The following is a 25,372-nucleotide window of genomic DNA, read 5'->3' as shown; positions in this document are numbered from 1 at the left end:
CCCCCCGGGTGCATAGAGAACAACTTGAAAACTTTGGCGTAGCCCAATCTTGTCAGACGAACTTTGCATAAGAGTCGCTTTTCACGCGACGAAAGCAGTGTTTTCTCGTGATTTTCCTAGAAATTCTCGGAGCGAGAAGTAACTCTTATGCACCGCACTTTGTTAGTATGAAAACGTTGACGTTGAATTGACTTTTCCCGCTGTCATGCGGTTTGCTTTGGGCCCGGTGACCGGTTCAAAGGCGGTCATTTGCTCACGCTGCTTGAGATGGCCGGCAATCGCTTCCTGTTCGTCTGTCAAGACTGCGATCCGCGTTTCCACCGTCGCCAACCGCTCTAGCAGGCAGCGCCGTTCCTCAATCCGCCGCGCGCGTTCAATCTCAATCGCGGTTTGTTTCATATAGAGCGTGTGAGTTTCGGTGGCTGCGCTGGTGCGCGCACTGCCGTGCGTGCGAATGCTGCCAAGGCTGCGAATCTTATGGGTGAAATTGGCCATTCAATTAATTCCTTTTTAGTTCACGTCGATAGCGAAGTCAGCAGTTACAAGTTCTCGCTCGAGACTGGGAACGTTCGCTGGTGGTTTTGGTAAACGGCTTCCCGCGTGGTGCTGGAGTTGAACATCGGTGTCTGTTGCAAGCTCGGCTAGCTCCGCTTGAATAGCCACCAAGACCGGCTCTTCAGTAACCTTGGCTAAGGGGGTTGAGGAGTCGCGTTGTGTTTCCACTTTAAGAGTCGGTGCTGGTGCTTGGCGGCGGACGATGTCCAACAGCTCGGCTTCGCTGATTTTGCCCGCAGCCTGACGACTGGCGGGAAAACGCAGCACATCCAGACAGGTTGTGGCGAAGATCGGGTCATCAAAACGAATCTGGCAACTTCTGAGCTGTACGACTCGAGCGATTGCAATCGCGCTTCGTACGGTCGGTCCGTGCGTGGTTCCGCAACGCTCACGAATGCATCGCACGATACCAATTATTTTTTTCGCAGCTTCGACCGTGCAGTTTGCCTTGGCTTGCAAGATGGCCACCTCGGTTGCCTCATCAGGATGGCCCAACTCCAGTGTGATCATTCGATCGAGTAATGCATCTTGCGTTTTATGAACACCGACGTATTCCTCGGGATTCGAGGTGAAAATCGCGCGAAACGTGGGGTGGACACGCAGGTAGTCCCCTTCGCCGCTGGCTGCCGGTAAGCTTAGAATGCCCTCTTCCAAAACACTCAGGAACGGATTGTTAGCCGTCGCGGGCGAGCGGGTAAACTCGTCATAAATCAAGGTGTGTCCCAACTGACAGGCGCGCGTCAAACGGTTGCCCTTCCAGTTCAATGAGACCGATTCCTCCGACTTAACGATGGAGCTAATGTAGTTGTCGCGGATGGAAGTGCGTTTAAACCCAGCCTCACGCCCGACCAAGTCGGCCGAGCTGAATTCGTCATCACCATGCAGCATAATGCATGGCTGGCCAATCAAGGAGGCGATGTGCAGGGCCAGAGTTGTTTTGCCGGTACCGGCTGGTCCTGATAGGTGCAGGGCATAGCCAAGCCCCAAGTAGGCCAACGAGCGTTCCGCGATACTCTTTACATAATCGGTGGCAACGAACTCTGGTCCAGCACTGGGCACAAAGCCACAACTCATGGACTCTTGACTGGATGACTTGGATGATTCGTTCATGACACTTGTCCGCGGTTTATTTGCAATTTCGATTATACGTTGCTAACTACCGAACCCGATTCGCTGGAAAGCGATGCGGGTGGCGTCGGTAGGCTTCGCGGGACGCTGGGAGCCGAAAATGAGAAGGTGGCAGGTGGCCGCATCATTGGTGCGGCCGCCGGCGTGGTAAGTGAGGTTGCAGGCGTGGCAGGTGGGGTTGCGTGCGGCTTGTTTCCAGCGAACTTTGAGACAGCAGCCGCGCGGGCGCCTCGCCAGCGGCGCGATTGCCGGGAGCGTGCGAAAAGCTCGTTGAGTTGTCTGCGGTGTGCATGCTCGAGTGCCTTGCTGCTGTTTCGCAGATTCGCCAGCGAGCTACAGCACAGCTGTGCAACTGAGCGTCGGATGTCGGCCAGCTTGGCGGTTCGCGAACTGGCTAGGCTCCGAGAGTTCTGCAGACGCTCGCGCCGCTGGCGGTTCATTAATCCTTTCAGCGAGCTACTTTGTTGTCGCCGGAAGGTTGATAAATCTTGCCGCAGCAAACGTGCCCTCCTGGCGTTTTGATCTTGCCAACTTCGACGCAATACCTGGACTTGGCGGCTGAGGTCGATCCTGCCCCGACGGATGGAAGCAATGAATTGTTGACGCTCGCGACGAGCCAGTTGTACTTGCTCGGTCCATGTCTGACTTCTTTTTTTTGCGTCCATCGTCATGCTCACCCGTGCCGTTACAATTATATGTTTTGATGCCTGTCTTAGTTATTCAACTCGCCCCCCGGCAAGTCGTGCATCGGCGGGCCAAGCTGACCCACCGAAGTGCACGATTTTGCTTTTCGCACCTTAGGCTGGTGCTGCAGCTGTAGCGGTCAAGCCAATTGCTTCTGCATACTTCAGGTAGGTTTCTACCGATGCGATCACGATACGAGCTTCAACGCTCAGCAACTCGATACCGACTAGCGATACCTTAGCCCAAACATCGACCACGACACCCTTGTCAAGAATGCGGTCAACGACTTCAGCCAAGCTGGACGAATCGGTGGTTTTTTGAACTGCTGCCATATCTATGTCCCCTATTTAAAGTGAAGGTCAAATGGAACGATTCCAATTTGAACGTGGTCCCGCGGTAGATGCGCGTTAGGTTGACACCATAAACTTCGCCGGTCTTGCCGATTGGGATACTAAGAGATACGACATAGTTAATTCGAGGCTCGATTTGCTTTCTTCTTTTGCACCAAGACGCATTGGCGAATCTCTTTTTGTGCGGTTTTGCTCTCGCACTTGCACACTTTGTGAAAGCATGCCTGTTTGCTGATTGCAAACCTCCGCATAAGTCATTGAACAAAACGGAATCAGCTGGATGACGCTAGCGTTCGGTTCCTCGGAACTGTGAGCTAGCGCTCAACGGTTGATATGAACGAAAAGGATAACGTTGGTTTCCCGGATCGAAAGGCGTTTTTATAACACCGTTCGCTCCTTAGGCGGCTTCCATATCAAGGCCATGCGCAAAACTATAAGCGGGCCAAGGGCCGGTGAGTTCCAGTTGCATCCCGTGGGTAGTTTGGGCCCGTTGATTCCAAGCCTGCACAAAGCTTGCTAGCGCATTTGCCTGCTTGGGATTCGATAATAATGAAAACGAAGCAACGCGTTGTTGTTTGTCGGGAGCCTGTTCTAGATTTACGGGACGCTTCTCCACCCATTCGCTAGCGTAATCCTGGATGCTGGTCCGCACCTCGTTAGTCATCGTCGCGAGCCAATCTTGCCAGCGCTGTTTGTGGAGCAGGTTGGCACGTCGCGCGAGTAGATAATTGGCTCCCGCGGCTCGGTCTCTTGCCTGCTGAGCGTGTTGCCGTTGTTGCTCCAAATGTTCGCGAGCTAGCTGGGGAGTGCAATGCAGGGCCAATCCCCATTCATGGTGCCCCGCAGAGCGAATAAAGAATGACTGGAGCTGATCATAGCTATTATTCAACTCCGCCCTTAGCGCCGAGAAGGAACTAAAGAGAACTCCGAAGGAAAGCGGGCAGACGTCCCCGTGAGCCGCGATCTGTTCCAAGATTTGTTGATGTTTAATCAGCCGCGGAGTTAGCCATTCGATATTAGCAAGGTTCTTCTCCCCCGCCGCGCCAGTATAGTCGTCACGATCTACCCGGCTGTACCAGACGCGAACCTTTCCCAATTGCTCAACCATGACATCAGGCAGGTCACCAAAGCGATCGGCGTCCCCCCCGTTGTCAAGTTCGGCTAACGAAAATCCGTAAACATAGATCGCTTGTTCAATTTTCGTCGGAAGTTGAGAGGTGTGGTTCATCAGCTTGGATCCTTCCAACATGAGGTGCAAATGCTTCGGCAACATCGTCGGAGCTGATTACCAATTCGTCACCAGAGGGCGATACCGCTCCTGATACTTTACGACGAATTGCGTTCCGCGCTGCGCGGCTTGCTAACGCAGCCAAATCGGCCCCTGAGAGGTTTTCGGCACGTGCGGCCAACTCCTGCAGATCAACTGCCGGGTCGAGCGGTTTGTCACGAAACTGGGTACGCAAAATTTCCAGTCGCGACGCTTGATCGGGAAGGCCAATTTGAATGGTCCGTTCAAAACGACCGTAGCGTTTCAAGGCGGCGTCAACCGCCTCGGGTCGATTGGTGGCCGCCAACACGAACACGCCGGTAAGTTCTTCGACTCCGTCAAGTTCTGACAGCAGCTGACTCAACACCCTCTGCGCCACGCCGGAATCACCAGATTCGTCAGCTCGATTGGCAGCCATGCCGTCAATCTCGTCGAAAAAGATAATGCAAGGTGCTGCTTGCCGGGCCTTGCGAAACACATCTCGAATCGCTTTCTCCGACTCACCAATAAACTTTGAGAACAGCTCGGGGCCTTTTATTGATATAAAGTTCACACCACACTCGGTCGCAACCGCGCGTGCCAGCATGGTTTTGCCGCAACCGGGTGGGCCAGCCAACAACAGCCCTTTGGCCGGTTTTGTGTTCAAGCTGCGAAATAGGTCTGCGTGCTCAAGTGGCCAAACTACAGTTTCCCGAAGTTCTTGCTTGATATCCTCCAGGCCACCTATGTCATTCCAATTGACTGCGGGAACCTCCACAAATACTTCGCGGATCGCTGAGGGCTCGACCGCTTTCCGGCCGTGTTGGAAATCGGCCATCGTGACACCGATCTTTGCCAGCTGTTGCTGATTCAACGCACCACCGGAAAAGTCCAGTTCGTCCACAAGGCGTCGCAAGCAGGCCATTGCCGTTTCGCGACACAAGGCTGCCAAATCGGCGCCCACGAAACCATGGGTGTGTTGTGCGAGTTCGTCCAAGTCAACATCGTCGGCCAGCGGCATGTTGCGAGTATGGATTCCCAAAATCTCGCGCCTGGCTGTGCGGTCAGGAATGAGGATTTCGATTTCACGGTCGAATCGACCTGGACGCCGCAAAGCTGGGTCTAGGGCGTTGGGTAGGTTGGTGGCAGCGATCACCACCACGTTCTCTCTCGCATCAAGGCCGTCCATTAGGGCCAACAACTGAGCCACGACACGTCGCTCGACATCGCCGGCGGCGTTCTCCCGTTTGGGAGCAATGGCGTCAATTTCATCGATGAAAATAATGCTGGGGGCGGACTTGGCAGCTTCTTGGAATATCTTCCGCAAATGCGCTTCGCTTTCACCGTAGAACTTGTGAATGACTTCGGGGCCGCTAATCGTAAAGAAGTTAGCTTCGGCCTCTTCGGCGATGGTGCGAGCAATCAGCGTTTTTCCGCATCCGGGTGGGCCGTGCAGCAGCACGCCTTTGGGAGCATCAATGCCCAAGGTGCGAAAGATCTCCGGGTGGTTAAGCGGTAACTCAATTAATTCACGAACCCGCTGCAGTTGAGCTCCCATGCCGCCGACGCGAGCGTAACCCGACGAGCGGTGTGCGCTCGCTGGCGTTTCATCTACGTCACCATTTCCATCCGCCGCGGGATTGGAATGGGCTGGTCCGTTGTTGCCCGCCGACTGTTTCTTCTTCCGTGTTGGCTTGACATCAAATTCGGTCGCTCCGCCGTTTCTAACACCACGACCACCCATGCCACGACCGCTACCGCCGCTCGCTCCACCACCGGGTGTCGCTCCGCCGAAGGTAAAGTTATAGGAAGTGCGGATCTTTCCGTCGTTGGTTTCTAAGTCACCACTCTTGCGAAGTTGTTCACTCTTCTCCGCTAGATCCCCCAACCGCTCGACCAACGAAGCGAAGCCCTCCAAGAATCCGCCTCCCACTGGACCAGGTTGCGAAGGTCCAGAATTCGAGTGTTCTGAGTTGTGGTCGGTCATGGGAGAGCTCCGCAGCATTAAAACAGAAAAGAAACTAGCGTTGAACGTTTAGTCGGCGTACTCGCAGACTCTCGCGACTTGGTTTGCCAAACGGATATTGCACGACAATCGAGTCTGGTAAAAATGTTTCTACAGAGTGCAGCATGCCAATAAACAATAACCCAGTTTCGGTTTGCTGGAGCGTATCGGCGATTCGCATAGCAATAAAACGATCTCTCTTTTCCAACAGCACTTCGTAGTAGTTGTCGCCAGTGCGAGAGGGTGGTCGTCCGATGGCACCAACCGAATTCACCTGGTCGGTAACCGCTTGTTTTACCAAGGCATATTCTTCACGCAGCAATGCCGCAGATTCTGTTCCCATCAGCTGAGCACCCTGCTCGCGCAACCAGCACAGCATCTTGTGGTTGGGGCTGCCCTTTTCTGCCAACTCTGTAACAATTTTCTCCAGCACCACTTGATGACGTTCGTCCATTACTGGTAACGCATCTTGGTAGATCCGCGTCTTGTTGAAATCGATTTTCCAGTTCAGCACAGATTGGCGAAGTAATTCCCAAAAGTGCGTAATGGTTTCGATTCGATGCTGTGTCGCTGAGGAATCTCCATTCACCTCCGCGGGTTGGCAAATTGCGCCGCGGAGCTTGCCGAGCTCCGCAGCGGTGTGGACGATCGGAATCAAGTGTAAAACTGGCATGGTCAAATTTAGGTCAACACATCCGAGAAAGTTAGGCCGCTGGCCATGGTTACGGGCGCTCCGAAACTGCGTCCATTGGAAGCAGCAACGGGACGAGCGGGGTCGTCGCCAATAACGATTTTCAGGTATGCTTCCACCGCATCGAGCTCTGCCTGGTCAAGCACGCTGCTCCAGGACATCATCAGTTGTTTCAGATCAATGACGCGCCAGGGATAGCTCTGGTCATAGTTGACCGGCTTGTTATGCAAGTTCCTGCCAATCCGGCTCATCCACCATTGCTTGAATTGATCGACATCGTGTGGCTCGCTCTGCAGGTTTGCGGCCAGACCACGGAGCATGATTCCATAATCGCGAGCACACGCTTCCAAGCCATTATCCTTTAGGTTCTTGGCATACTCGGGATGATTCCTCAGGTAGTGTTCCGAGACGATTGTCGCGACTTCGCTGCTGTGTCGGCGAATCTTATAGCTGGCTGAATAAAGAGGTGCGCATCGAGCCAGATCAACCAACAGCGCGGTCACATCGGGATGGTCGAGCAACTGTTCTTGGAGACCGCGAATGAATTCCATGATCACTCCGCCCGGCAAACCACTAAAGCGAACGTTTTCCTGGATGAAATACGTATGGAGTTCGTCTCTTGCCTGCTCTCCACCGACTGTGGCGGCGTGCAAAACTTTTTGCAGCAGGAAGAAGGCGTCGCGACGACCGGCGGCGGCACCGTGGCGTGACAGCGTTTCATGACGTGGTTGAACTTGGTAGCCACGCTGGACTGGCAACTCGGTGAAGTTATCAAGTCCGTTTAGTACGCTTTGGTAGCTGTCGAAGCGTTGGAAGCACTCGCCTAGCGGTTCGAGGTACTGAAGAACAACGCGTGCATCTTCATTGCTGAGATGTTCCGTGACTTCCGCCTGAAGCTGGCCGTATGCAGCGGACAGTAACTTAAGGTGCGACGGCTGGTTGGGTAGCAGGTAGGTGACCGCATAATCACGGAGCTGATGCGCGTTGTCGCTGGGCTGTCCCTGAGGTAGCAACTCGATGACTTTCCCAATCATCAGACGTAAGTCACGCATGCAGGCGGTTACGCCACTGGCGGCTATCAATTGTTGACCAACCAACCAATGTACCGTGTTGCCCGCTAGGTCATCGGCGGCTACCGCCAGGCGATCGCCCAGTTCGGTCCGTTTGGCAACATCGACCAACAGCATCACGGCGGCGCGAAGCGGTTGGGCAGCCTCATTCCCCAACACGCTGCTGGCAGCGCCGAGTAAGGCTTTTAGATTGGCAGCCAGCAAATTGGTATCGGTTGCCGGCAGAGCTGGTAAGACCTCCTCCAACCAAATGGCGGCCAAACGCTCGGGGTGATTGAGGTGACCCGCGGCATGCAGGGTAGCTAGCTGAGTGATCAGTTGGCGGTTTGCCATGCTCGCGCTGGTTTTGAATTCATCGACACGGTACAGTCCTAAGGGTATTCCCATCTCCAGCAAGCCCTCGGCGGTCGCGTCAGCGATCTTTCCGGCAGCTTCGCCAATCTTTACGGCTTCGAGCAGATGTTCCGCATTGTTTGCCAACGATTGGAGATATGGTTCGACCGACGCGGCCACATCGGCACCGCAGCAATCAACAATGGCTTCATTAATCGCCAAAAAGCTCCAATGCCAAACATCCGCCGGGTATTCGACTTGATTGACCAAGCGATCAATCAGCCAGCCGACGAGTTTTTCTTGAACTTGTGCTGACGAATCAGCTTTGAGGCAACGAGCGAGTTCTTTGACAAACAGCTCAAAATCTCGCCGGCACTTTGCTTGCGTGGTACCCCCGTACCGATTTTTTGCTTCAGTCGAAATGCTCAACAGACGGGTCACTGCTCGATCGGAGATTCTGCGAAAGGCACGGTGGATGGTGCCGCTGTCGCTGGATCGACGGATGAAGCTCATGACCTCATTAAAGGTTGTGTCGAGCATACCGTGCATTGCCTCCGGAAGTTCCCGCCTTGCACCTTGGAGGATGAAATGGAGGAAAATCTCCATGTGCTTTCCGGTGACGTTGTGTTCGTCTAGGTGCCCGACCAACCATGACAGCACTTTCTCATACAAGTCAGCCGGACTGCCGTCACGAATCGCTTGGGCAATGAATCGCAACATGATGCGACCATCTTGATGCCCTTTCTTCCGTCGCATCGAACCAGCCGGTCCATCGAACTGGGGCATTGTTTCACAGAACGCGTCAGTCGCGTAGCTGATAATTTGATGTTCACGTTCCTGGATGGCTCGCGAGACGGCTAACCGAAAAGGTAGCTCTAACGACGCGGTCCGAACCAATTCCTGCTCGTACCAACTCAGGTAACGACCTTCCGAACCGCCGAGAACTTTTTTCAAACCGGTGATAGCCATGACTGCCCCCTAAAAATTAATATTCAAGCTTGCAATCAAGATCTCAGATAGCCGTTGTAAAACGAGCTAGCTGCGTAATCTTGTGGAAGCTTTGAATTGTTTAATGTGAAAGTGAATGAGTGTAGACTGGGGTTCAACAATCAGGCCAGCCTGGAAACACGAAGTTGATAATCCGCTTGCTCAATACCTAACCACATTGCTGATGCAGATGGGTAAGGACCTCTTGGTGTGGTTTCCCGTTCGTTACCAATTCCCGAACGGAATCAATGCGAGCGGGGTTGCTTAGTACGAAACAGCTAAGATCGTGACCCGCAGCGCTGCATTGTGTTTGCAGACAATTGAGTTCACGATCAAAAAAGTGCTGGAAGATACCCGCTAGGATGCCCGTCGTGAGCACGTCAGCGTTTCGTTCGGAACGAGTCGGATAGATGTCGGACATGATTGCCCCTTCCAGCGATACCCACAACACTCCCTGCTCAAAGTGGTCGTAATGCAGTTGAATGTTGCCCCAGCCGTTATGGCCGAATTCTTGGACCAAGAGGCTGTGAAACATGGCTGCGGGAAAGTTCTTCGCCGGCTGTCCATAAAATTGTGACCATTCATCATCTAAGCCTGCAGCGAAATTTTTGCCCCAGCGGCGGCCGCAAGCTGCCAGCACTTGGTCGGCCTTTTCGCCACATTCGGCTTCAAGCGCTTTGTGCAGACCAATCAGGAAATCATCGGTTAAGGCAATCATGCGGCGTCCCGAACGATTGTAAAGTACGCCTGTTTCTAGATCGGTGGTCATATAAAGCGCTTCCGTGTAGTAGTCTCTGAATTCAATTTCAGCGGTATCTGTCATTGCCTAAGCTCCAGGCTCTGCGAGACGTGATCTAGACGGCAGGAGTCGCCGGCTCAGGGAAACTGGACATGATATCAATCACCAAATCTAGGTAGCGCTCAAATTCAGTGAACACTTCTGGAGATAGGTTTTGGCGGAAACCCTCTTTGAGGAAGGTGTAGGTATCCCGGTTGAACTCAGGAGTGAAATTCAATCCGGCCAAGATAGTTCGCAGCCAAAACAGTAATTTGTCTTCTAATAACTTTGTTTCGCCCAAGAGCATTGCCTGGGAGGCATACCGGGTTGTCAATTGAACATCACGAAAAGCTTTCGCCCAAGCCTTGTCATGGTATTTATCAAAATTCGGATAGCGTTTGCGTGTATTGTCGATGCAAAAGCGAACCGCCGAATCCTCTGCATCCTCAATCTGCGTGGCAAACTCAAGCCGCTTCCCTAACTCAGTGAGATACCCTTGTACTTCCTCTTTCTCACCCGAGGTCAAGTATCGGCTGTCGCTCTCATGCAGTATTCTTTGAATGCGATTATTCATTGGGCTTTGCCCCGCGAGCATGGGTGTTTAAAAAATGGTTTTGATGGTGAATGTCGAGCGCGAGATTGCTGTTTACTGCTGTGTCACAAGGCGTCGTAAATCCATGTTCTCTAAGCTGAGAGCGATCACGCGATCGGAAAGCCACTGAACGTAGTCCTCCCCCGCGTTTCCACCCCTGGTTGCTCGAGCCAGTTCCAGATTCAGTTCGAGAACCGCCCGCTCAAGACGCCTTTCATACTCGGTCGCTTCGTCCGAGCGAAGGTTCGATGTGGCTGGCATGCTTAATGGCATGGTCGCACGCGCGGCGGCGGCTGTTGGTTTCGATTGTGCGGTGTGCTGGTGAGGTTTCGTCGCTGCTCTTGCACCGCTTGCTTGATGATCCACCGAAACAGGTTGAGATCGATGTTCTTTCTTCGCCGGCCGACTAGGAGCAACATCAGGCTGCCTGTTGCCTGATGTGAAAGTATCGGCTTGCTCAATCGAGAGCGTTGGTGGTGTGGGCGGGGCGGCAACCGGTTCAGTAGCAGCAACAGGTTCAGCAGCAGCAACAGGTTCGGGAGCGGCAACCGGTTCGGCAGCGGCAACCGGTTCGGCAGCGGCAACCGGTTCGGCAGCGGCAACCGGTTCGGCAGCGGCAACCGGTTCGGCAGCGGCAACCGGTTCGGCAGCGGCAACCGGTTCGGGAGCGGCAACCGGTTCGGGAGCGGCAACCGGTTCGGCAGCGGCAACCGGTTCGGCAGCGGCAACCGGTTCGGCAGCGGCAACCGGTTCGGCAGCGGCAACCGGTTCGGCAGCGGCAACCGGTTCGGCAGCGGCAACCGGTTCGGCAGCGGCAACCGGTTCGGCAGCGGCAACCGGTTCGGCAGCGGCAACAGGTTCAGCAGCGGCAACCGGTTCGGGAGCGGCAACCGGTTCGGCAGCGGCAACCGGTTCGGCAGCGGCAACCGGTTCGGCAGCGGCAACCGGTTCGGCAGCAGCAACAGGTTCAGCAGCGGCAACAGGTTCAGCAGCAGCAACAGGTTCAGCAGCGGCAACAGGTTCGGCAGCGGCAACAGGTTCGGCAGCGGCGACAGGTTCGGGAGCGGCAACAGGTTCGGGAGCGGCAACAGGTTCAGCAGCGGCAACCGGTTCGGCAGCGGCAACCGGTTCGGCAGCGGCAACCGGTTCGGCAGCAGCAACCGGTTCAGCAGCAGCAACAGGTTCGGCAGCAGCAACAGGTTCGGCAGCGGCAACAGGTTCGGCAGCGGCAACAGGTTCAGCAGCAGCAACCGGTTCGGCGGCAGCAACAGGTTCGGCAGCAGCAACCGGTTCGGCAGCAGCAACCGGTTCAGCAGCGGCTATCGGCGTGGTAGCCGCAGCAGCTTGTTCAGTTGTTAAATTGCTCCAAGGAAGTGTTTGGGCCAACTTGAAATCGGCGGTAGCTTCCCAGTTGGCGCATTGCGGCAGGTCACTGAGAGACTGGGCTCCAAACCTACGGAGGTATCCCAGTGTCTGCGCCCATGACACCATCGCATTATTCGATTGTCCGGCAACAGTGCCCATCCTGTAAGACCTTCACTAAATGTCGTTGACTTTGCTCATGATGTCTTTAGCCGTCGCGCCTTGGCTACGCCAAAAAGCAGCTGCGTCGACTCGTTCTTCATGAGAGATTAAGAAACGGCAGTGATCCGCTCCGGTGGCATAACATTGTATCTCGACGCAACCATAGCTTTTTCTAGTCAGGATGCTAAACACAGAAGCGAATAATCCTGCATAAAAAAAGCATACAACTTTTCCAATGTCTCCTAACGTCTTGGCAACTGCCGATTCATAAAGGTCGACAAACAGCATGTCGCGACGGGCTTCACGGAAATCATAATGCCATGTCCCCCAGCCTTCGATCGTCAACGGCCACCACCAAGTCTCCAGCATCATGCCCATGCCCATCTTGTCAAACTCGACCTCAAATTCTGCTTGAGATCGTTTGACGAAGTTCTTCATGTCTTCCATGCCCCACTCGTAACCCGCCTGATACATGACCCAAGCGGCCCGATCTCCGACTTCATCTTCCAGGCCACCTAGGATGCCAGTAATAAAGTCCTCGGTTACACGCAGAATCCGCTGGCCGTAAACATTCGTGATGATTCCTTGTTCACGCTGGCGAATGTAGAATTGATCACTGGTGTAATAATTGTGCTTGTATGGCTGAGGCCCCGGTGTCATGCGGATGTGGTCTCTGATTTTGTCATCAGCCTTTTCAGTCTTGATTCGCATGACCGATTTTGTTTCGGGGGTTCCCGAAAGCAATTCGACAAATCGGCTGTTTGAGGCGTCGTTTGAGGTTGCCGCTTCTGACATGATCTAGTCCAAGGGAATTAAATGAAGGAGGTATCCAATCGAAGCGTGCATCAACCGGCTCGGCTGTTGACTTGAGGTGGTTCCGCACGCTCAAATCGGTGCATCGTTGGTTGCGCAATCGCTACGGAGGGATTTGCCGGAATTGCACGATAGATGTCGACCAAGTCGTTCATAAAGTTCGCCGCCGCCACGGTCGCCGCTAGCTGGTCTGCTCGAGTGATGACGTACTGGTCCAGCACCGACTTCCAGGTGCGGAAGCGAGTCGGCGTCTCACGTGCGCCAGCCAAGTGATAGTCCAGGCCATTTTCCGGGCGTAACTCGCGATTCAAGGCGATACCGAGTGGTTTCACGATCATTAGTGAACCCATTCGCGAGCCCTCTACCACGTAAAATACCCCTAGCAATGCCATGCTGTTTTCGGCCGCCGCAAGACGCATGCGATCAATGGCTTGGCGTGTCGCCGGCAATACAATAAGGTCGTCCTCATGGAAACCGAGTGCCGTCAAGTCTGCCGAAATCGTTGGTGTCCTGACCATGCTCGGAGCAAACAGTGGTTGGTTCAATCCAGCTAGCTTTGCCTGTTGCTCCAAGCTGCGATGGATCTCCAGCATCTGACGCATTAAATTGCCGTACTCCACTACGCTTATTTTTGCTTGAATGATCGCATGAGATAGCGGAGTGTTCTCGATCGTTTCATGCTGAACCGAGATGGACGCGCGAAGATTTTGAGAGAACATAGTTTCCATCCTAAGGAGTTGTGTACAAGAAATCGGTGAGAAACTCAGTGGTCCAGTCGACCCCAAAGAGATTGCCCAAGAAGCGAGTGCCCGGACTGTGCCTCATGTGATGGCGTTGATAGTTCAACAGCCGATCCAAAGCGTCTGCCCGAGAGAGTTCGAGCATGATTGGTAGCAGGTTTGAAGCGCAGTAGGTTTCGAAATACGAGCGATAGCAGTATTGAATCAGGTTAAAGTCTGACGCTGATCCGCCACGCAAGAAGAAATAATTGCCCACGCTGGCATCGATTGCCCAGGCAGGAGGCGTTTCCGGAGTGTTAAAGCGGGAAAATTTAGATCGCAGGGTCGCACTCAGATCGGCGCCGCGAGTCTGTGCCAAATTCATGAGTTGGGTACCGACTTCCCGCTCGACGAGTGACGTTGGCTGATCTCGGATTGCTTGAATATCTATAAACGCCAAACGCGGAGCGCCTCCCACGGAAATTAGCTCCGCCGCAAAAATAGGAGTCGACTCCGGCCAAGTCGGAAAGATCCAAGTGTTGAGTATTTCGGTTTTGGTTCCCGTAATCACAACCATGCGTGCCGTCGCCAAGTGAATGCCGGCCGACCGCAGTTGCCAACTTTCGGAAGTTAGTTCGAAGCGACCGTTGCCACCGAGCCGCTGGCGATATGGCTCCGGCACTTGAGCCGAGTGAATCTCAAGGCGAGGATGTGTACCGTCGTTGAATCTCGCGCGAGTGTAATCCGCCAAGCTCACGTACGGTCCCACGGATTTTTCGTCACCGGGCGTAAGCGGTGATTGGGTAACCTGGCTTGACCGGGCCGCCACGATGCCCTGCACCATGGCCGCCGAGTCGTTCGCTTGGGCTGTAGTCTGCTGTATCACGTTTCCATCCTCAGGGCTGCTGGCTTTTCCCTCGCTGACGCGTCGGGGTACCAAAAACTCCCAAGCAGCATCATTTCGTTGTCGCAGGCGCTGGCTGCGTAAACACTGGAGAATAGTCGCCCTTTCTTTCATGATTCCGTAGTTCTATCGGATCAGCCCCCGGCGCATTGCACGGGGTTGCACATAGTGCATGCTGAGGCTGCTGATTAGGCAGCTTGTACCAGCGACTGCTGCATGACGGGTGCAATCACGAGGGACTAACTCGCGGCAATCAATACATCTTGCCGCTACGTACTCGGAAACGATTTGAAAATAAGTTTTGTTTTGCGCAACGCGAAAGCTGCGTTTGCTCGGACTTTCGCGTAGCGAAAGGCAACTTTGAGACTCCGTTCGCTACTCAATGGAATTACGGAGTGCAGCTTTTTCAGCAAGTTGCCGGCGCAACCGGCGCAAACCGAATGGTCACGCATGCGGAGGTGCAACCCTGTGCAAGACGATCATTCCAGGGCTTTATCTCAGCGCCGATTCGCAGACTCAACTGAATGTTACTCAGGTCACCTTCACCAGCGGCCATCAAATCGACCACCTTGAGGCGGAATTGGCATCGGTGATGTTTCGCTATAACGGTTCAATTTAGTCACTCGTTTCCGAAATCCCAGCATGGATGATATTCAAGATCCCGAGCTACTGGCAGAGTTTGTCTCTGAGAGCTTGCGCGGATTGCAAGATATCGAGCAAGATCTACTATCGTTAGAATCTGGCGGCGCTAGTGATGTGGAGCTCGTGAATCGAATATTTAGAGCGGTCCATTCAATCAAGGGCACTGGTTCCTACATGGGGCTGGATAACTTGGTGCAAGTCGCCCATCGCGGCGAAACACTGTTAGATGGAATTCGTTCGGGCACTCGGCAGGTAACTTCCGAAGCAGTCGATGCGGTCCTCAACGCAAACGATGCGCTGATGGCTATGTTACAGACTGATGATTTGGGACGCGACTTTGACGCGGCTCCCGTGTTGAGTCAGCTGGCTCAGGTTTTAGGAGAATCTAGCCCTGCTCCGGTTGCTGCTGCTGTCAAGACAGACGCGACAGTGCCCGATCATCACGAATCACATGCTGTTGTAGAAAGTGCATCCGCCGAGCCGGAAATGAGAGCCGAGCCGGGGGGGGATTACTCCGAGATGGTCGATCCCGAACTGTTGGCGGAGTTCGTGAGCGAGGCAGTGCAAGGGTTGCAGGATGTCGAGCAAGATCTGCTCTCCCTGGAGGGAGCGGAAACTATCGACAGCGAATTGGTAAATCGCGTTTTCCGGGCTGTGCATACAATCAAGGGAAACGCCGGCTACATGGGGCTCGAGAATCTTGTCCGCGTGGCCCATCGAGCGGAAGCATTGTTGGATGGTTTGCGAGATGGTTCTAGGCAACCGAGTCCTGAGGTTACCGATGCCGTCTTAGCGGCAATTGACGCCCTCAATGCGATGCTAGCTGAAGCTGACTTGGGTCAGAGTTTCGATGCCAGCACCGCCTTGGCGAAGTTAGCGCACGCGTTGGGTGAAGCCTCCGCAAATCAGTGTGCGGCTCGTGGGCAACTCGCCACGTTGGCCGACTGGCAACGGGCTGCTGAAATCAGCGAGGGGCTGTTTCCCGCTTTTGCCCTGAATGTGGAACTGTCAGCGTTGCATGAGCTGATCGATTCCAAAGAAGGTATACTTGACGGCTTGAACAGCCTGGGCAAGGTGCTCCATGCCTCCGTGCCAGTTGAACAACTGAACTCAGTCGAAAGTGGTCCTTGCACCATTTTCTTTGAGACGGTCTTGGATGCTGACATGCTGAGGTCACACTTTTCGCTCGGCGAAGATCAAGTTATCGCGCTCGCCGACGGTCCCCCAGCACATCTGCAAGCTGCGGTTTCAGGTAGCCCGACCAGGCAGGCAACGAGTGATCCGCCAAAAGTTGCCCACGCCACGGCACCCAAGGAAGCGGTGCGGGAAAAGCAGGCTGAACCAAGTCCGGCCGCTTCCAAGCCAGTGGCAGCCAAGCCGACACCAGCCAAGCCGACGCCAACTGGCGGGGCAAGTGGTGGTGGGGGCGCGGGTGCCAGCAAGGGCGGGGCTGCCAACGCCGACCAAACGATGCGCGTGCCGGTTCGCATCTTGCACGAGTTGCTGGAGTGGACCGGCAACATGGTGATGGCACGTAACCAGTTAATGAACGAATTCAATTTTGCCAGCAGCACGGCTTTTCAGACGCTTTCGCAAGCGATTTCCGGCGTGCACGAAACGGTGATCCAAACCCGTATGCAGACCACGGGGACGCTTTTCGAGCGTTACCGTCGCGTCGTGCGTGACTTGGCTAGGAAACTGGGTAAGGAAGTCTCGTTTCATATCGTCGGAGGTGATCTCGAGTTAGATCGAACGATTCTGGAGAGTTTCGCTGACCCGTTGACACACCTCGTTCGCAATTGCATGGATCATGCGTTGGAGACACCGCAAGAAAGAGAGGCTGCCGGCAAGAACCGACAAGGAAACATTTACCTGAAATCTTACATTCAGAGTGGTGAAATCATTCTTGAAGTGCAAGACGACGGACGGGGAATCCACGCGGAAAAAGTATGTGAAAAAGCGATTGAAAAGGGTGTCATTACCGCGGAATATGCGGCCGGTCTGACTGAAAATGAAAAGGTGATGCTGATCTTCGCCGCGGGCTTTTCAACCAAGGATCAAGCTTCTGACGTTTCCGGCCGAGGAGTCGGTATGGATGTTGTGAAAAACAACATCGAGGGGGTGGGAGGTGCGCTGGAAGTCCGCACGAAAGTGGGTGAGGGTGCCACATTTGCCGCCCGCCTGCCGTTGGCCAAGGCCTTGGTGTCGTCGTCGCTGACCGCGGCTCTGATCATCGAAATCGACAGAGAGCGGTTTGCAATTCCCGAGACGGCGATCAGCGAGATCATTCGCTACGATGATCACACGCGCTCTCGCATGCATCGTGTTGACGGTCGCGATGTCTATCAATTGCGTGATCAATTGGTAGCTTTGGTCGATCTTCGTGATGCTTTGGCGATTACCAAAGACGAAACGGGCTCGAACCAGGCGGACAACCCGGAGGCCTGTCTGGTCATTATCCAGTATCGGACCCATCTCTTTGGTTGCATTGTCGATCAGGTCAAGGGAATGCAGGAAATTATTGTCCGCAGCACGCCCAGGCTGCTGGAGGGCTGCACCGTCTTCTCGGGTCATACGGTGCTGGGAGATGGTCGAGTGGCGTTGATCCTGGACAGCAATGGCATCGTCAATAAACTGGGCTTGGAATTCGGCGAAAAGAAGAAGCCAACTCGACAACGTGAAAGTGTTGATCGTTGGGATGGAAAGCAAGAGTCAGCCACGCAGAAGATGTTGTTATTCAACTATGCGGAGAGGGAGTACTTTGCGATCCCGTTGGAGCTCGTCGCACTAATTGAGCGACTCGATACTCGCGATATAAAAGTTGTCGGCGAAAATGAATTCTGTCAGTTCAAAAATGAGACGGTTTCGGTCATGCGGCTGGATAAGTTCCTGCCGATTTCTCCCCTGTCGCCAGAGCATCGCGAATATTGTTTGATCCGTCCGGCGGCCGTTGAATATCCGATTGGTTTGATTACGGGTACCGATGTCTCCGTGTTGCAAGTTGCCGAGACTTTCGAGACTCGCTTGGACGACGGTAACGGAGTTGTCGGCACATTCACTCATCAAGACAAATTGGTGATGTTATTAGATTTGTTCAGCATTTTCGAGAAGCACGCCCCAGAGAAATTGAAAGCCGAGGAGTCGGCTACTGATAATGCAAAGATTTTAGTTGCCGAGGACAGTTTGTTTTTCCGCAAGCTAATATCCCAATATATGTCGCGGCCCGAGTGGGATATCGAGATCGTCAATGATGGGCTGGAGGCTTGGGAGAGACTGCAGCAGGAGCCGACGCGGTTCAACTTGGTCATATCAGATATCAACATGCCGCGGATGGATGGCTTTGAGTTGGCCTCGCGGATACGAGACGACCGCCGCTTTGATCGGCTACCACTGGTCGCCTTGACCACCATGTCTGACGACCATTTTCGACAAAAGGGGCTGGATTTGGGCTTCGATCGCTACGTCATCAAAATTGATAAACGAGAAGTTCGCGGCACGGTAGCCGAGTGTTTGAAGATTCGACGCTGATAACCTATCCACGATTCGCCGATCACCGCGGTTAGCGGTTGAGCGGTCGTATGAATCGAATAGGTGCAAAATTCGCGACTGAGATTTGGGGTCACATCGGGGGCAGGAATGATGCAACTTTCCACATTTGTAATAGACGGCGAAACGTTCGGGGTACCAACGCTGTTGGTCGAGGAGCTGTTTCGCCCGTTGCCGGTCACCTTGGTGCCAACGGCCGATCCGCGAATTGAGGGCCTAGTTAACATTCGTGGACGCACGGCAGTGGTCTTGAACATGCGTCTTTGCTTGCGGTTGGCCCCGCCGATCGAACCTGTGCTCAACGAAATGATTTTGCTCGAGACAGTCACGGGACTGGTGGAAGAAGCACACGAGTTGGGCTTGACGGCCTTCGATGAACCGATTGTCTTGCAAGTCGATTCAACCAAGTCGATCCATCTCTTTGACCGGGCGACACTTCACGCGGCGCCAGCTCACGTCTCACAACAATTCGTCGAGGGTGTGGCCCAGATTGACGGAAAGACTGTGACCGTGATCTCACCGAAAAAACTTATTGACTCGATTCTGAAAGCACAACTGGGGGAAACCGAATGAGTACGCAAGTCGCACCTAATCGCTTTAGCATTTTTAGCTCGCTGATCACTAACGATCACCGCGAATTTTACGAAAAGATCACCAACGAGTTGATCGGCGTTGCGCCAATCTGCAATCAAGGTAAGTCGACAGCTGCGGAGATCAGCGAAACGGTTACCGAGCAGGAACAAATTACCGACTTGATGGCTCGGGTGGAGACGTTTGCCGCCGAGCTTTATTCGGGTACCAAGAATCTGTTTGACCAATTTTATCAGGCGAAAGAAGACTTTTGCCGTTCGATTTATTGCACAACCGCCTACATCAAAGTCAATTTGATTGATCGCACGCTGTTGGAGCGGACCTGTGATGTCCGCTGGTGGGCAATGGAAACGGTATTCGTGCGGTGTTTGGAGCAGATTCAAAAATCGAGCCGCAGTCTCGATAAATTGCTTGTCGAGTCGAACGAATATCTGGACGCTTCGCGCGCCGCGTTCGAGGTTCCCACGCTGGAAACCAATTGGACGATGCGGGACATCAGCGCCTATGTGGATGAAGTTCGCGGGTATCTTGGCCGCAAGCTTGATTTGATGTTTGATCGGAGCGTGTTTAACGACTTCAATGAGCGTGTGGAGACGTTAATCGAGCAATTAGGCAAAGGCAAAAGCCAAGAGGCCACGATCAAAATTCTCAACAAAGTCATAAAGAGTTTGGCGGACGTACATTCGCAAGCCGATCACGCTTGCCGTCGTCTGGAAGATATCCGCAGTTCTTACACTCTCTACAAGGACTTGGTGATCACGACCCGCAACGGTATCGTTGTGGCGAATGCGAATCCTGAGACGCGAGCGAAGGTGTTGGGACGTTCGATTGCCGCGGAGAAGTGGTTCAACGCAGCCAAGGAGACAAACGACGGCAGTGATTTTGCGATTGAACAGACATCGCAATCGGCAATAGCGCCCGCTCATAGTTTGGTGTTCAGCACGCAGTTGCGGAAAGATGGGAATATTGGCGAAGTCCCGATTGGCGTGATGGGAGCATTCTTTGACCTGGAGGAAGAAGGTCGGATTATTCTTGAAGACTACATGCCGCAGACCAACCATGGGTCCGCGCGTGAGGGGTGGTATTCATTCTTTACCGACTGCGATGGAATCGTCGTCGGTTCAAGTGATCCGGAGATTATCGCCACCGGGACCTTTGCTCACCTTCCCCGCTCGCACCGTGGCCTGAAGGCGGGAGAAACGGCCAGCGGGTACGGTGTGTTTGAGGGAACGCATTCGGCAATCTTCTCCGCCCAGTCGGATGGTTACCTTGATTTTGAGGGCTTGGGTTGGGGCTCCCACTTGGTGATCCCCACCGACGACATCTTTACTAGTGATGCCGACTTTGATGGAGCGGGCATCAGCGCCAACGAACTGATGCGTTCCCGCTTGATCCCGGAGATCAATAAGAAGACTTACGTTAAAGTCCAAGAAGATAAGCAATCAATCAAACTGATCTCACTCAACGGGATTGTGTTCGCCTCGAAGCTAGGCAAACGTGGAGCGGCCTTGGCTCCGGTGTTTGATCAAATCACCGAGACGGGCGATTTCGCCACCACAAAGATGGAGGAGCTGCTCAGGGAAATGGCCTCCGGTGAACTGCTATTGAACCTAAAAACACTGGAGACTTTCTCTAAGCAAGCAATTGATTTGATTGATCGCAACTTGTTTGAGCGCTCGGCGGCAATTCGATGGTGGTCGACTGATCAATACTTATGGAATGCGTTACAAGATCCTAGTGAAGAGAATCTGACGGCCGCTTCCCAGCGATTGAGAGACATCAATAGTAGCTACTCTATGTACCGAAATCTGGTGTTGTCAGATCGGATGGGGAGAATCGTCACCGCGTCGACTCCCGAGTTGATCCCGGACTTTCAGGGTGTGCGAGTTGCCGACCATTCATGGTTTGTGCGAGCCATGCGAACCAAGGACTCCACAGAATATTCCGTGCAGGACGTTGGTGAGACTGAACTGGAACGGGGTGCTCGCAGATCGCTGATTTATTCCGGGGCTGTTCGTCGCGACGGAGCACGTGCAGGCGAGTGCGTTGGTGTGCTCGGTAGTCTGTTTGACTGGGTAACCGAGTCGGGCAAGATCCTCCGCACCTGTTTGCCAAAGAACCGTAATGGAAAGCGGATCGAAGGGTGTGTGGCTTTCTACACGAATTCCGAAGGGGAAGTCATCGAGTCGACTGACGAGGCGTTAATCCCGCTATCGATCACACCGGAGTTACCCGAGTTGCACCGCGACTTGGCAATCGGCCAATCGGTTTCGGGCGTGCTGCGGATGAACGATGAGATTTACATCATCGGCTCGTCCCGCAGTAAAGGGTATCGAGAATACAAGGGCCTGGGATGGTCGGCACATATCCTTCGACCCCTGTTTCAGTTCGAGTAGAGAGATTTCTTCCTTCGCATTTTTTACTAGGTAAAACTAATTATGAGTGATACAAAAATTTGCTGTAACCCCAAAGGGCCGATCATCGTCGAAGGTGATGTGGAGATTACAGATAAATACGGCCGTCCACTGGCCAAAGAGAAACGCAAGAAAATGCACGTGTTTTGCGGCTGTGGACGCTCGTTGACGAAACCCTTTTGCGATGGCGCGCACAATCAAGATGGTGATGACGACGATGACGATGGTCTGGATGATATCTAGACCACCGTACGCCCAAGAGTCAGTCCACACGTTAATTATTTACTAGCATTTCATTACTGATCAAGCGCGAGCGCGCCCCCATGAATAATCTTGAAGTTTCGACAGCATCCGCACCAACAGACTCTCATTCGCGTCGTCTGGTTCCAGAGTCGACGATCAAGGCTCTGCGAGAGTGGCGAGATCGATTTAGTGACGATATCGAAAAGGTCATACCCGAAGAGGATGTGGAGCGACTCGACCGGGAACTGCGTCAGGCGTTTCGGCAAGCTTCCCACTTGGGCTTTCCCCGCGCCGCCAAGCTGGCTGCCGCACTGAATACGGCTTTTCATGGTATTCCCATGGAAGGCGGGGTGCACGTAAGGGAGAGTTGGTGCGACGGCCTGCGAACTCTAGTTCAATTGCTGGCCTCGCCACATACCACGCACGCCTTGCAGATTGATACTTTGCTCAGTCATCTTGCGGTGGAGATGCCAAGTGAGAAATATAACTGGAGTGCGTTGGTGGCCTCCGCTGGAACAACGCTACCGCAAATCGCTATGGAGTCCAATGCTGGTGATGAGCTAGAGCAAGCGCACGAAGACACCGTGATCTATCGAAACGCGCAGCTCGACGCTATGGCGCGATGCACGGCCGAGGAATCATGGACGGTCGCCCAGATCGCCGCTGCGGCTGAGGATTTGGCGCTCAGTCCCGAACGCGTGCGCCCCGCGCATCGCTTGATGTCGGTGCTGCACAACCATCGATTCTTTCAAGAAGTCGATCGACTGTGCCTTGCCGGCTTAGTGGCGGGCGGTAATCAATTAATGGTCGTCGACTCGGTGGTCAGCTCACGCGTCCGCGACTTGGGAATTGGCAATCCCATGCGCCGCGGCTATGCCTGCTTCGTCGATCCCAATGGTTCGCTGGCGAAAATGCGTCCCGGCGTGTTGCGGGTGTTTGGTGATTCAAGCCAGGTGCTCGACTCGTTTGCTCGCCAAGGGCGGCCGGCGCAAAGGTCGATTGCCTATGTGGCTGACAGCGGCATGCGAAGCGGATTTTGCCTGGCAGTTGGCCGCGCCGAAACGATCCAAGGCTTCGTGTTCATGAACTCCATCAACCCTGATCAATTTGCGGCGGTAACCAATGACTATTCACCGTTGATTTCCTTGATTGGACTGCTCGGCACGATTGCTTTCGATGCCGCTGGTTTTCATGGCGATTCGATCGATCTGCCTGAATCCATTCCCACTCATTCCATCCCGTACGAGCCGCAGGAATTGGCTCGCCAACTGCAAGCCTACTTGCTCAGCAAAACAGGGCGAGAGCGGCCCGTTCGCTGCGAGACGCTCGACAACACTGATTTTCTCTATCTACCGGCAACGGTTGTGCGTGCTGCTGGGGAGTTGATCAATCGTACCACGGTGCCGCAGGAGGAGGCGGTCGTCAAGGTACAAGTGCTTGAAGCCGAAAGCCGGGTGCAATTGGCAATCCAACCACGCGTTCCCGATAGCGGCATTGTGCCTTCTGAGTGGTTGGATCGGTGCTGTCGGGAATTGAAACATCAGTTCCAAGCGGAAGCGTTGGAGGTTGCTTTGGATGAAGGTAAGTTTCTATTAAGCTTTCCGTTTGAACCTATCCTCGACACAACGAAACACTTGCCTTATAGCGTCGTCTACTAAATGGCGTGAAGCCGCAATTCCAATGGTTTACCAGGAGTAAACCTGATTGGTGTCATGAGGTCAAAAAAGGCGAGCGTTTTCGCACGCTTCGATGGGGATTTCATCAGAGAATATGGGGTGATTCCCTAGTCTTCCTAAGAAGGGTGGTAATCTGTGCCGAATCTAGCACCGAAGCGATACTATGGCAGCGATTGTTTGCGACTTTTGCCGTCCAAGCGCCACCTACTGACTCGATAGATAAGATTAAATAGAGGGGAGCCTTGCAACGCATTTTTTAAAACTATGGAACGGAATTCAAGTGATGATTAGCTCATCAGAGGCATCTGCTCCAAAGGTTGACGTCAGTTCAGCTCAGGCATTGCCAGGGTGGTCGCTGCAAGGTTGTGCGGAAGTTGCCCAGCAAGCTGAGCAACAAGAGGTTCGCCAACAAACAATCAACGAACTGAGCGGAGTACTCACTCGGCAACTGGTAAAACAACTCACGGCAATCGCCGCAAAGACTGGTCTGTGCCGGGCGATTGTTGACGAAGCAACTGACCGAGATAGAACTGACCGAGATAAAACGAACCGGGAAGTCACTGGCGGACATTCCCTCTCTGGTCTCCTCGAGTCATTGGAATCACTCTCAGGTGCGATGATCGAGACCACTCGCAGGGTTCGTGATTTGGCGGCTGAGGATCAACCAGGCCGTCGTGCCGTCGCTTTGACCGCGGTCTGGAACGATCTAATTTTAGTTGCCAGCGAACGGCTGAAGCTGACCGGCAGACAGTTCCGAGTCAAGCTCGACGAGTTCTCAGGGAAGGCTCGCGTGGACGTTGTGGAATTGATGCAGGCCCTGTTACGGGGCACCGCCGCAGTTCTGGCTGAGTTGCCCGATGACGCGACAATCCATTTCAATGGGCATCGCTTTTCGGATCGATATGCGATGCTTCTTTCCGATGCAGCTAGCTCGCATGCTTCAACACACGAAGTGCGAGCTTGGTTAGATGACTCCTGGGTTGAAACTTCGGCGTTAGCGAATGATTTCGCCAGGTTAGGTTTTGCAACACTGCAGCCTCGTTGGAGGCTGCGGGAATTTAAATGTTTCGTGATTTGGGTACCATTGACATGAGCTTCTGACGAGCTCCCTCAAAAGTGACATTTGAGTCATTAGGGGGAGCAGGGGTTATGGGGCAGCTTAATCGGGGCATCGATTATGAGCGTGAGTCGAGTATATATTGTTGAAGATGATGTGAGCATCCGCGATTCCATTGCCGAAGTGGTGCGGTATTGCGAGCACGATGTGTGTTGTTTCGAGACACTGGAAGCGTTCTACTCCCAGTGCGACGGTGCGACTGCCGGAGTCTTGTTGTTAGGCTTCTACTTAAGTGACAGAAGTGGTTTAGCCGCATTGTCGCAAGTTAAACAAGATTATCCAAACCTTGTTGTGATGATGTTGAGCGCGGAGAGCAATACCGCGAAAGTCGTCGAGGCGATGCGGTTGGGGGCTCGCAACGTGTTGGAGATGCCCTTTAGCTTTACTGACCTGCAAGCAGCTTTGGAAGATGCAGTCTCGCAACTTGGACAACTGCGCGAAAACCACTCATGTGCTTTGCCCGCAGAAGTCGCCTCGCTGTTGACTGATGAGGAGACGAAAATCTTAGTCGGTCTCTCGGAAGGGCTGACGATTAAGCAAGTGGCCGCGAGATTGGACATTAGTTTGCGGACGGTTCACTATCGCAAAAAGACAATCTTTGAAAAATTGGGTGTGATCAATCGCACTGAAGCGATGCTTAAGCTGCGAGGCATCGGTTCGCGTGCCGGGGGCCAGTTTCAAATCGGCCAATCCCGGCCACCCGCCAGCTAAGATTAGCTGAAGAGAGAATCAAACAATTTCGCTGGCGTGGGCTAGCGGGCTGC

General features: G+C 53.8%; 22 protein-coding genes. 7 read left to right on the top strand and 15 right to left on the bottom strand.

What is annotated here, in order from left to right:
* Positions 1-162 precede the first annotated feature (162 nt).
* From SH139x_RS21825 to SH139x_RS21755, 15 genes are all read right to left on the bottom strand, one after another.
* Entirely contained in the window at positions 163-495 is a 333-nt protein-coding gene (locus SH139x_RS21825) for a hypothetical protein (protein ID WP_488351881.1), read from the bottom strand.
* Positions 496-510: 15 nt separating this feature from the next.
* Positions 511-1,665 carry a gas vesicle protein GvpN gene (gene gvpN / locus SH139x_RS21820; RefSeq protein WP_488351880.1) on the bottom strand — a complete coding sequence of 385 codons (1,155 nt, stop codon included), beginning with the start codon at positions 1,663-1,665 and terminating at the stop codon, positions 511-513.
* A 32-nt stretch (positions 1,666-1,697) separates the two neighbouring features.
* Positions 1,698-2,348, bottom strand: coding sequence for a hypothetical protein (locus SH139x_RS21815; RefSeq protein ID WP_488351879.1), 651 nt, complete (start codon positions 2,346-2,348; stop codon positions 1,698-1,700).
* A 132-nt stretch (positions 2,349-2,480) separates the two neighbouring features.
* The gene (gene gvpA / locus SH139x_RS21810) at positions 2,481-2,699 is read right to left on the bottom strand and encodes a gas vesicle structural protein GvpA (RefSeq protein WP_488351878.1); all 219 of its coding nucleotides are present in this window, start codon (positions 2,697-2,699) and stop codon (positions 2,481-2,483) included.
* A gap of 415 nt (positions 2,700-3,114) precedes the next feature.
* Positions 3,115-3,945 carry a GvpL/GvpF family gas vesicle protein gene (locus tag SH139x_RS21805; RefSeq protein WP_488351877.1) on the bottom strand — a complete coding sequence of 277 codons (831 nt, stop codon included), beginning with the start codon at positions 3,943-3,945 and terminating at the stop codon, positions 3,115-3,117.
* Positions 3,911-5,950, bottom strand: a complete 2,040-nt coding sequence (locus tag SH139x_RS21800; RefSeq protein WP_488351876.1) for an AAA family ATPase — start codon at positions 5,948-5,950, stop codon at positions 3,911-3,913. The genes SH139x_RS21805 and SH139x_RS21800 overlap by 35 nt, the downstream gene beginning before the upstream one ends.
* A gap of 34 nt (positions 5,951-5,984) precedes the next feature.
* Positions 5,985-6,641, bottom strand: a complete 657-nt coding sequence (locus SH139x_RS21795) for a hypothetical protein (protein WP_488351875.1) — start codon at positions 6,639-6,641, stop codon at positions 5,985-5,987.
* An 8-nt stretch (positions 6,642-6,649) separates the two neighbouring features.
* Positions 6,650-9,031: a globin family protein gene (locus SH139x_RS21790; protein ID WP_488351874.1), complete on the bottom strand. Its 2,382-nt coding sequence runs from the start codon at positions 9,029-9,031 to the stop codon at positions 6,650-6,652.
* 187 nt (positions 9,032-9,218) lie between these two features.
* Entirely contained in the window at positions 9,219-9,872 is a 654-nt protein-coding gene (locus tag SH139x_RS21785; RefSeq protein WP_488351873.1) for a hypothetical protein, read from the bottom strand.
* Between the two features lie 31 nt (positions 9,873-9,903).
* The gene (locus SH139x_RS21780) at positions 9,904-10,401 is read right to left on the bottom strand and encodes a hypothetical protein (protein ID WP_488351872.1); all 498 of its coding nucleotides are present in this window, start codon (positions 10,399-10,401) and stop codon (positions 9,904-9,906) included.
* Between the two features lie 72 nt (positions 10,402-10,473).
* The gene (locus SH139x_RS21775; protein WP_488351871.1) at positions 10,474-10,680 is read right to left on the bottom strand and encodes a hypothetical protein; all 207 of its coding nucleotides are present in this window, start codon (positions 10,678-10,680) and stop codon (positions 10,474-10,476) included.
* Positions 10,681-10,682: 2 nt separating this feature from the next.
* Positions 10,683-11,723 carry a hypothetical protein gene (locus SH139x_RS21770; RefSeq protein WP_488351870.1) on the bottom strand — a complete coding sequence of 347 codons (1,041 nt, stop codon included), beginning with the start codon at positions 11,721-11,723 and terminating at the stop codon, positions 10,683-10,685.
* A 235-nt stretch (positions 11,724-11,958) separates the two neighbouring features.
* Entirely contained in the window at positions 11,959-12,738 is a 780-nt protein-coding gene (locus SH139x_RS21765; protein WP_488351869.1) for a V4R domain-containing protein, read from the bottom strand.
* 50 nt (positions 12,739-12,788) lie between these two features.
* Positions 12,789-13,475 carry a biliverdin-producing heme oxygenase gene (locus tag SH139x_RS21760; protein ID WP_488351868.1) on the bottom strand — a complete coding sequence of 229 codons (687 nt, stop codon included), beginning with the start codon at positions 13,473-13,475 and terminating at the stop codon, positions 12,789-12,791.
* 10 nt (positions 13,476-13,485) lie between these two features.
* Positions 13,486-14,361 carry a hypothetical protein gene (locus SH139x_RS21755; RefSeq protein ID WP_488351867.1) on the bottom strand — a complete coding sequence of 292 codons (876 nt, stop codon included), beginning with the start codon at positions 14,359-14,361 and terminating at the stop codon, positions 13,486-13,488.
* 660 nt (positions 14,362-15,021) lie between these two features.
* Here SH139x_RS21755 and SH139x_RS21750 point away from each other — a divergent pair.
* The 7 genes from SH139x_RS21750 (at position 15,022) to SH139x_RS21720 (ending at position 25,319) form a co-directional block, all read left to right on the top strand.
* A complete protein-coding gene (locus SH139x_RS21750) occupies positions 15,022-18,549 on the top strand; it encodes a hybrid sensor histidine kinase/response regulator (protein WP_488351866.1) in 3,528 nt (1,175 codons plus the stop codon).
* Positions 18,550-18,657: 108 nt separating this feature from the next.
* Positions 18,658-19,140, top strand: coding sequence for a chemotaxis protein CheW (locus SH139x_RS21745; RefSeq protein ID WP_488351865.1), 483 nt, complete (start codon positions 18,658-18,660; stop codon positions 19,138-19,140).
* The gene (locus SH139x_RS21740; RefSeq protein WP_488351864.1) at positions 19,137-21,554 is read left to right on the top strand and encodes a PDC sensor domain-containing protein; all 2,418 of its coding nucleotides are present in this window, start codon (positions 19,137-19,139) and stop codon (positions 21,552-21,554) included. The genes SH139x_RS21745 and SH139x_RS21740 overlap by 4 nt, the downstream gene beginning before the upstream one ends.
* Positions 21,555-21,596: 42 nt before the next feature.
* Positions 21,597-21,815 carry a CDGSH iron-sulfur domain-containing protein gene (locus SH139x_RS21735; protein WP_488351863.1) on the top strand — a complete coding sequence of 73 codons (219 nt, stop codon included), beginning with the start codon at positions 21,597-21,599 and terminating at the stop codon, positions 21,813-21,815.
* 80 nt (positions 21,816-21,895) lie between these two features.
* Positions 21,896-23,473, top strand: coding sequence for a hypothetical protein (locus SH139x_RS21730; protein WP_488351862.1), 1,578 nt, complete (start codon positions 21,896-21,898; stop codon positions 23,471-23,473).
* A 301-nt stretch (positions 23,474-23,774) separates the two neighbouring features.
* Positions 23,775-24,584 (top strand): hypothetical protein, encoded by an 810-nt coding sequence (locus SH139x_RS21725; protein WP_488351861.1) that lies wholly within the window; start codon positions 23,775-23,777, stop codon positions 24,582-24,584.
* 84 nt (positions 24,585-24,668) lie between these two features.
* Entirely contained in the window at positions 24,669-25,319 is a 651-nt protein-coding gene (locus SH139x_RS21720) for a response regulator transcription factor (RefSeq protein ID WP_488351860.1), read from the top strand.
* Positions 25,320-25,372 lie beyond the last annotated feature (53 nt).

The organism is Kothea flammea (genome assembly GCF_052161645.1).
Lineage (GTDB): Bacteria > Planctomycetota > Planctomycetia > Pirellulales > Pirellulaceae > Laterigemmans.
The sequence above is the reverse complement of the archived record's forward strand: the minus strand, read 5'-3'. Positions and strand labels throughout refer to the sequence as shown.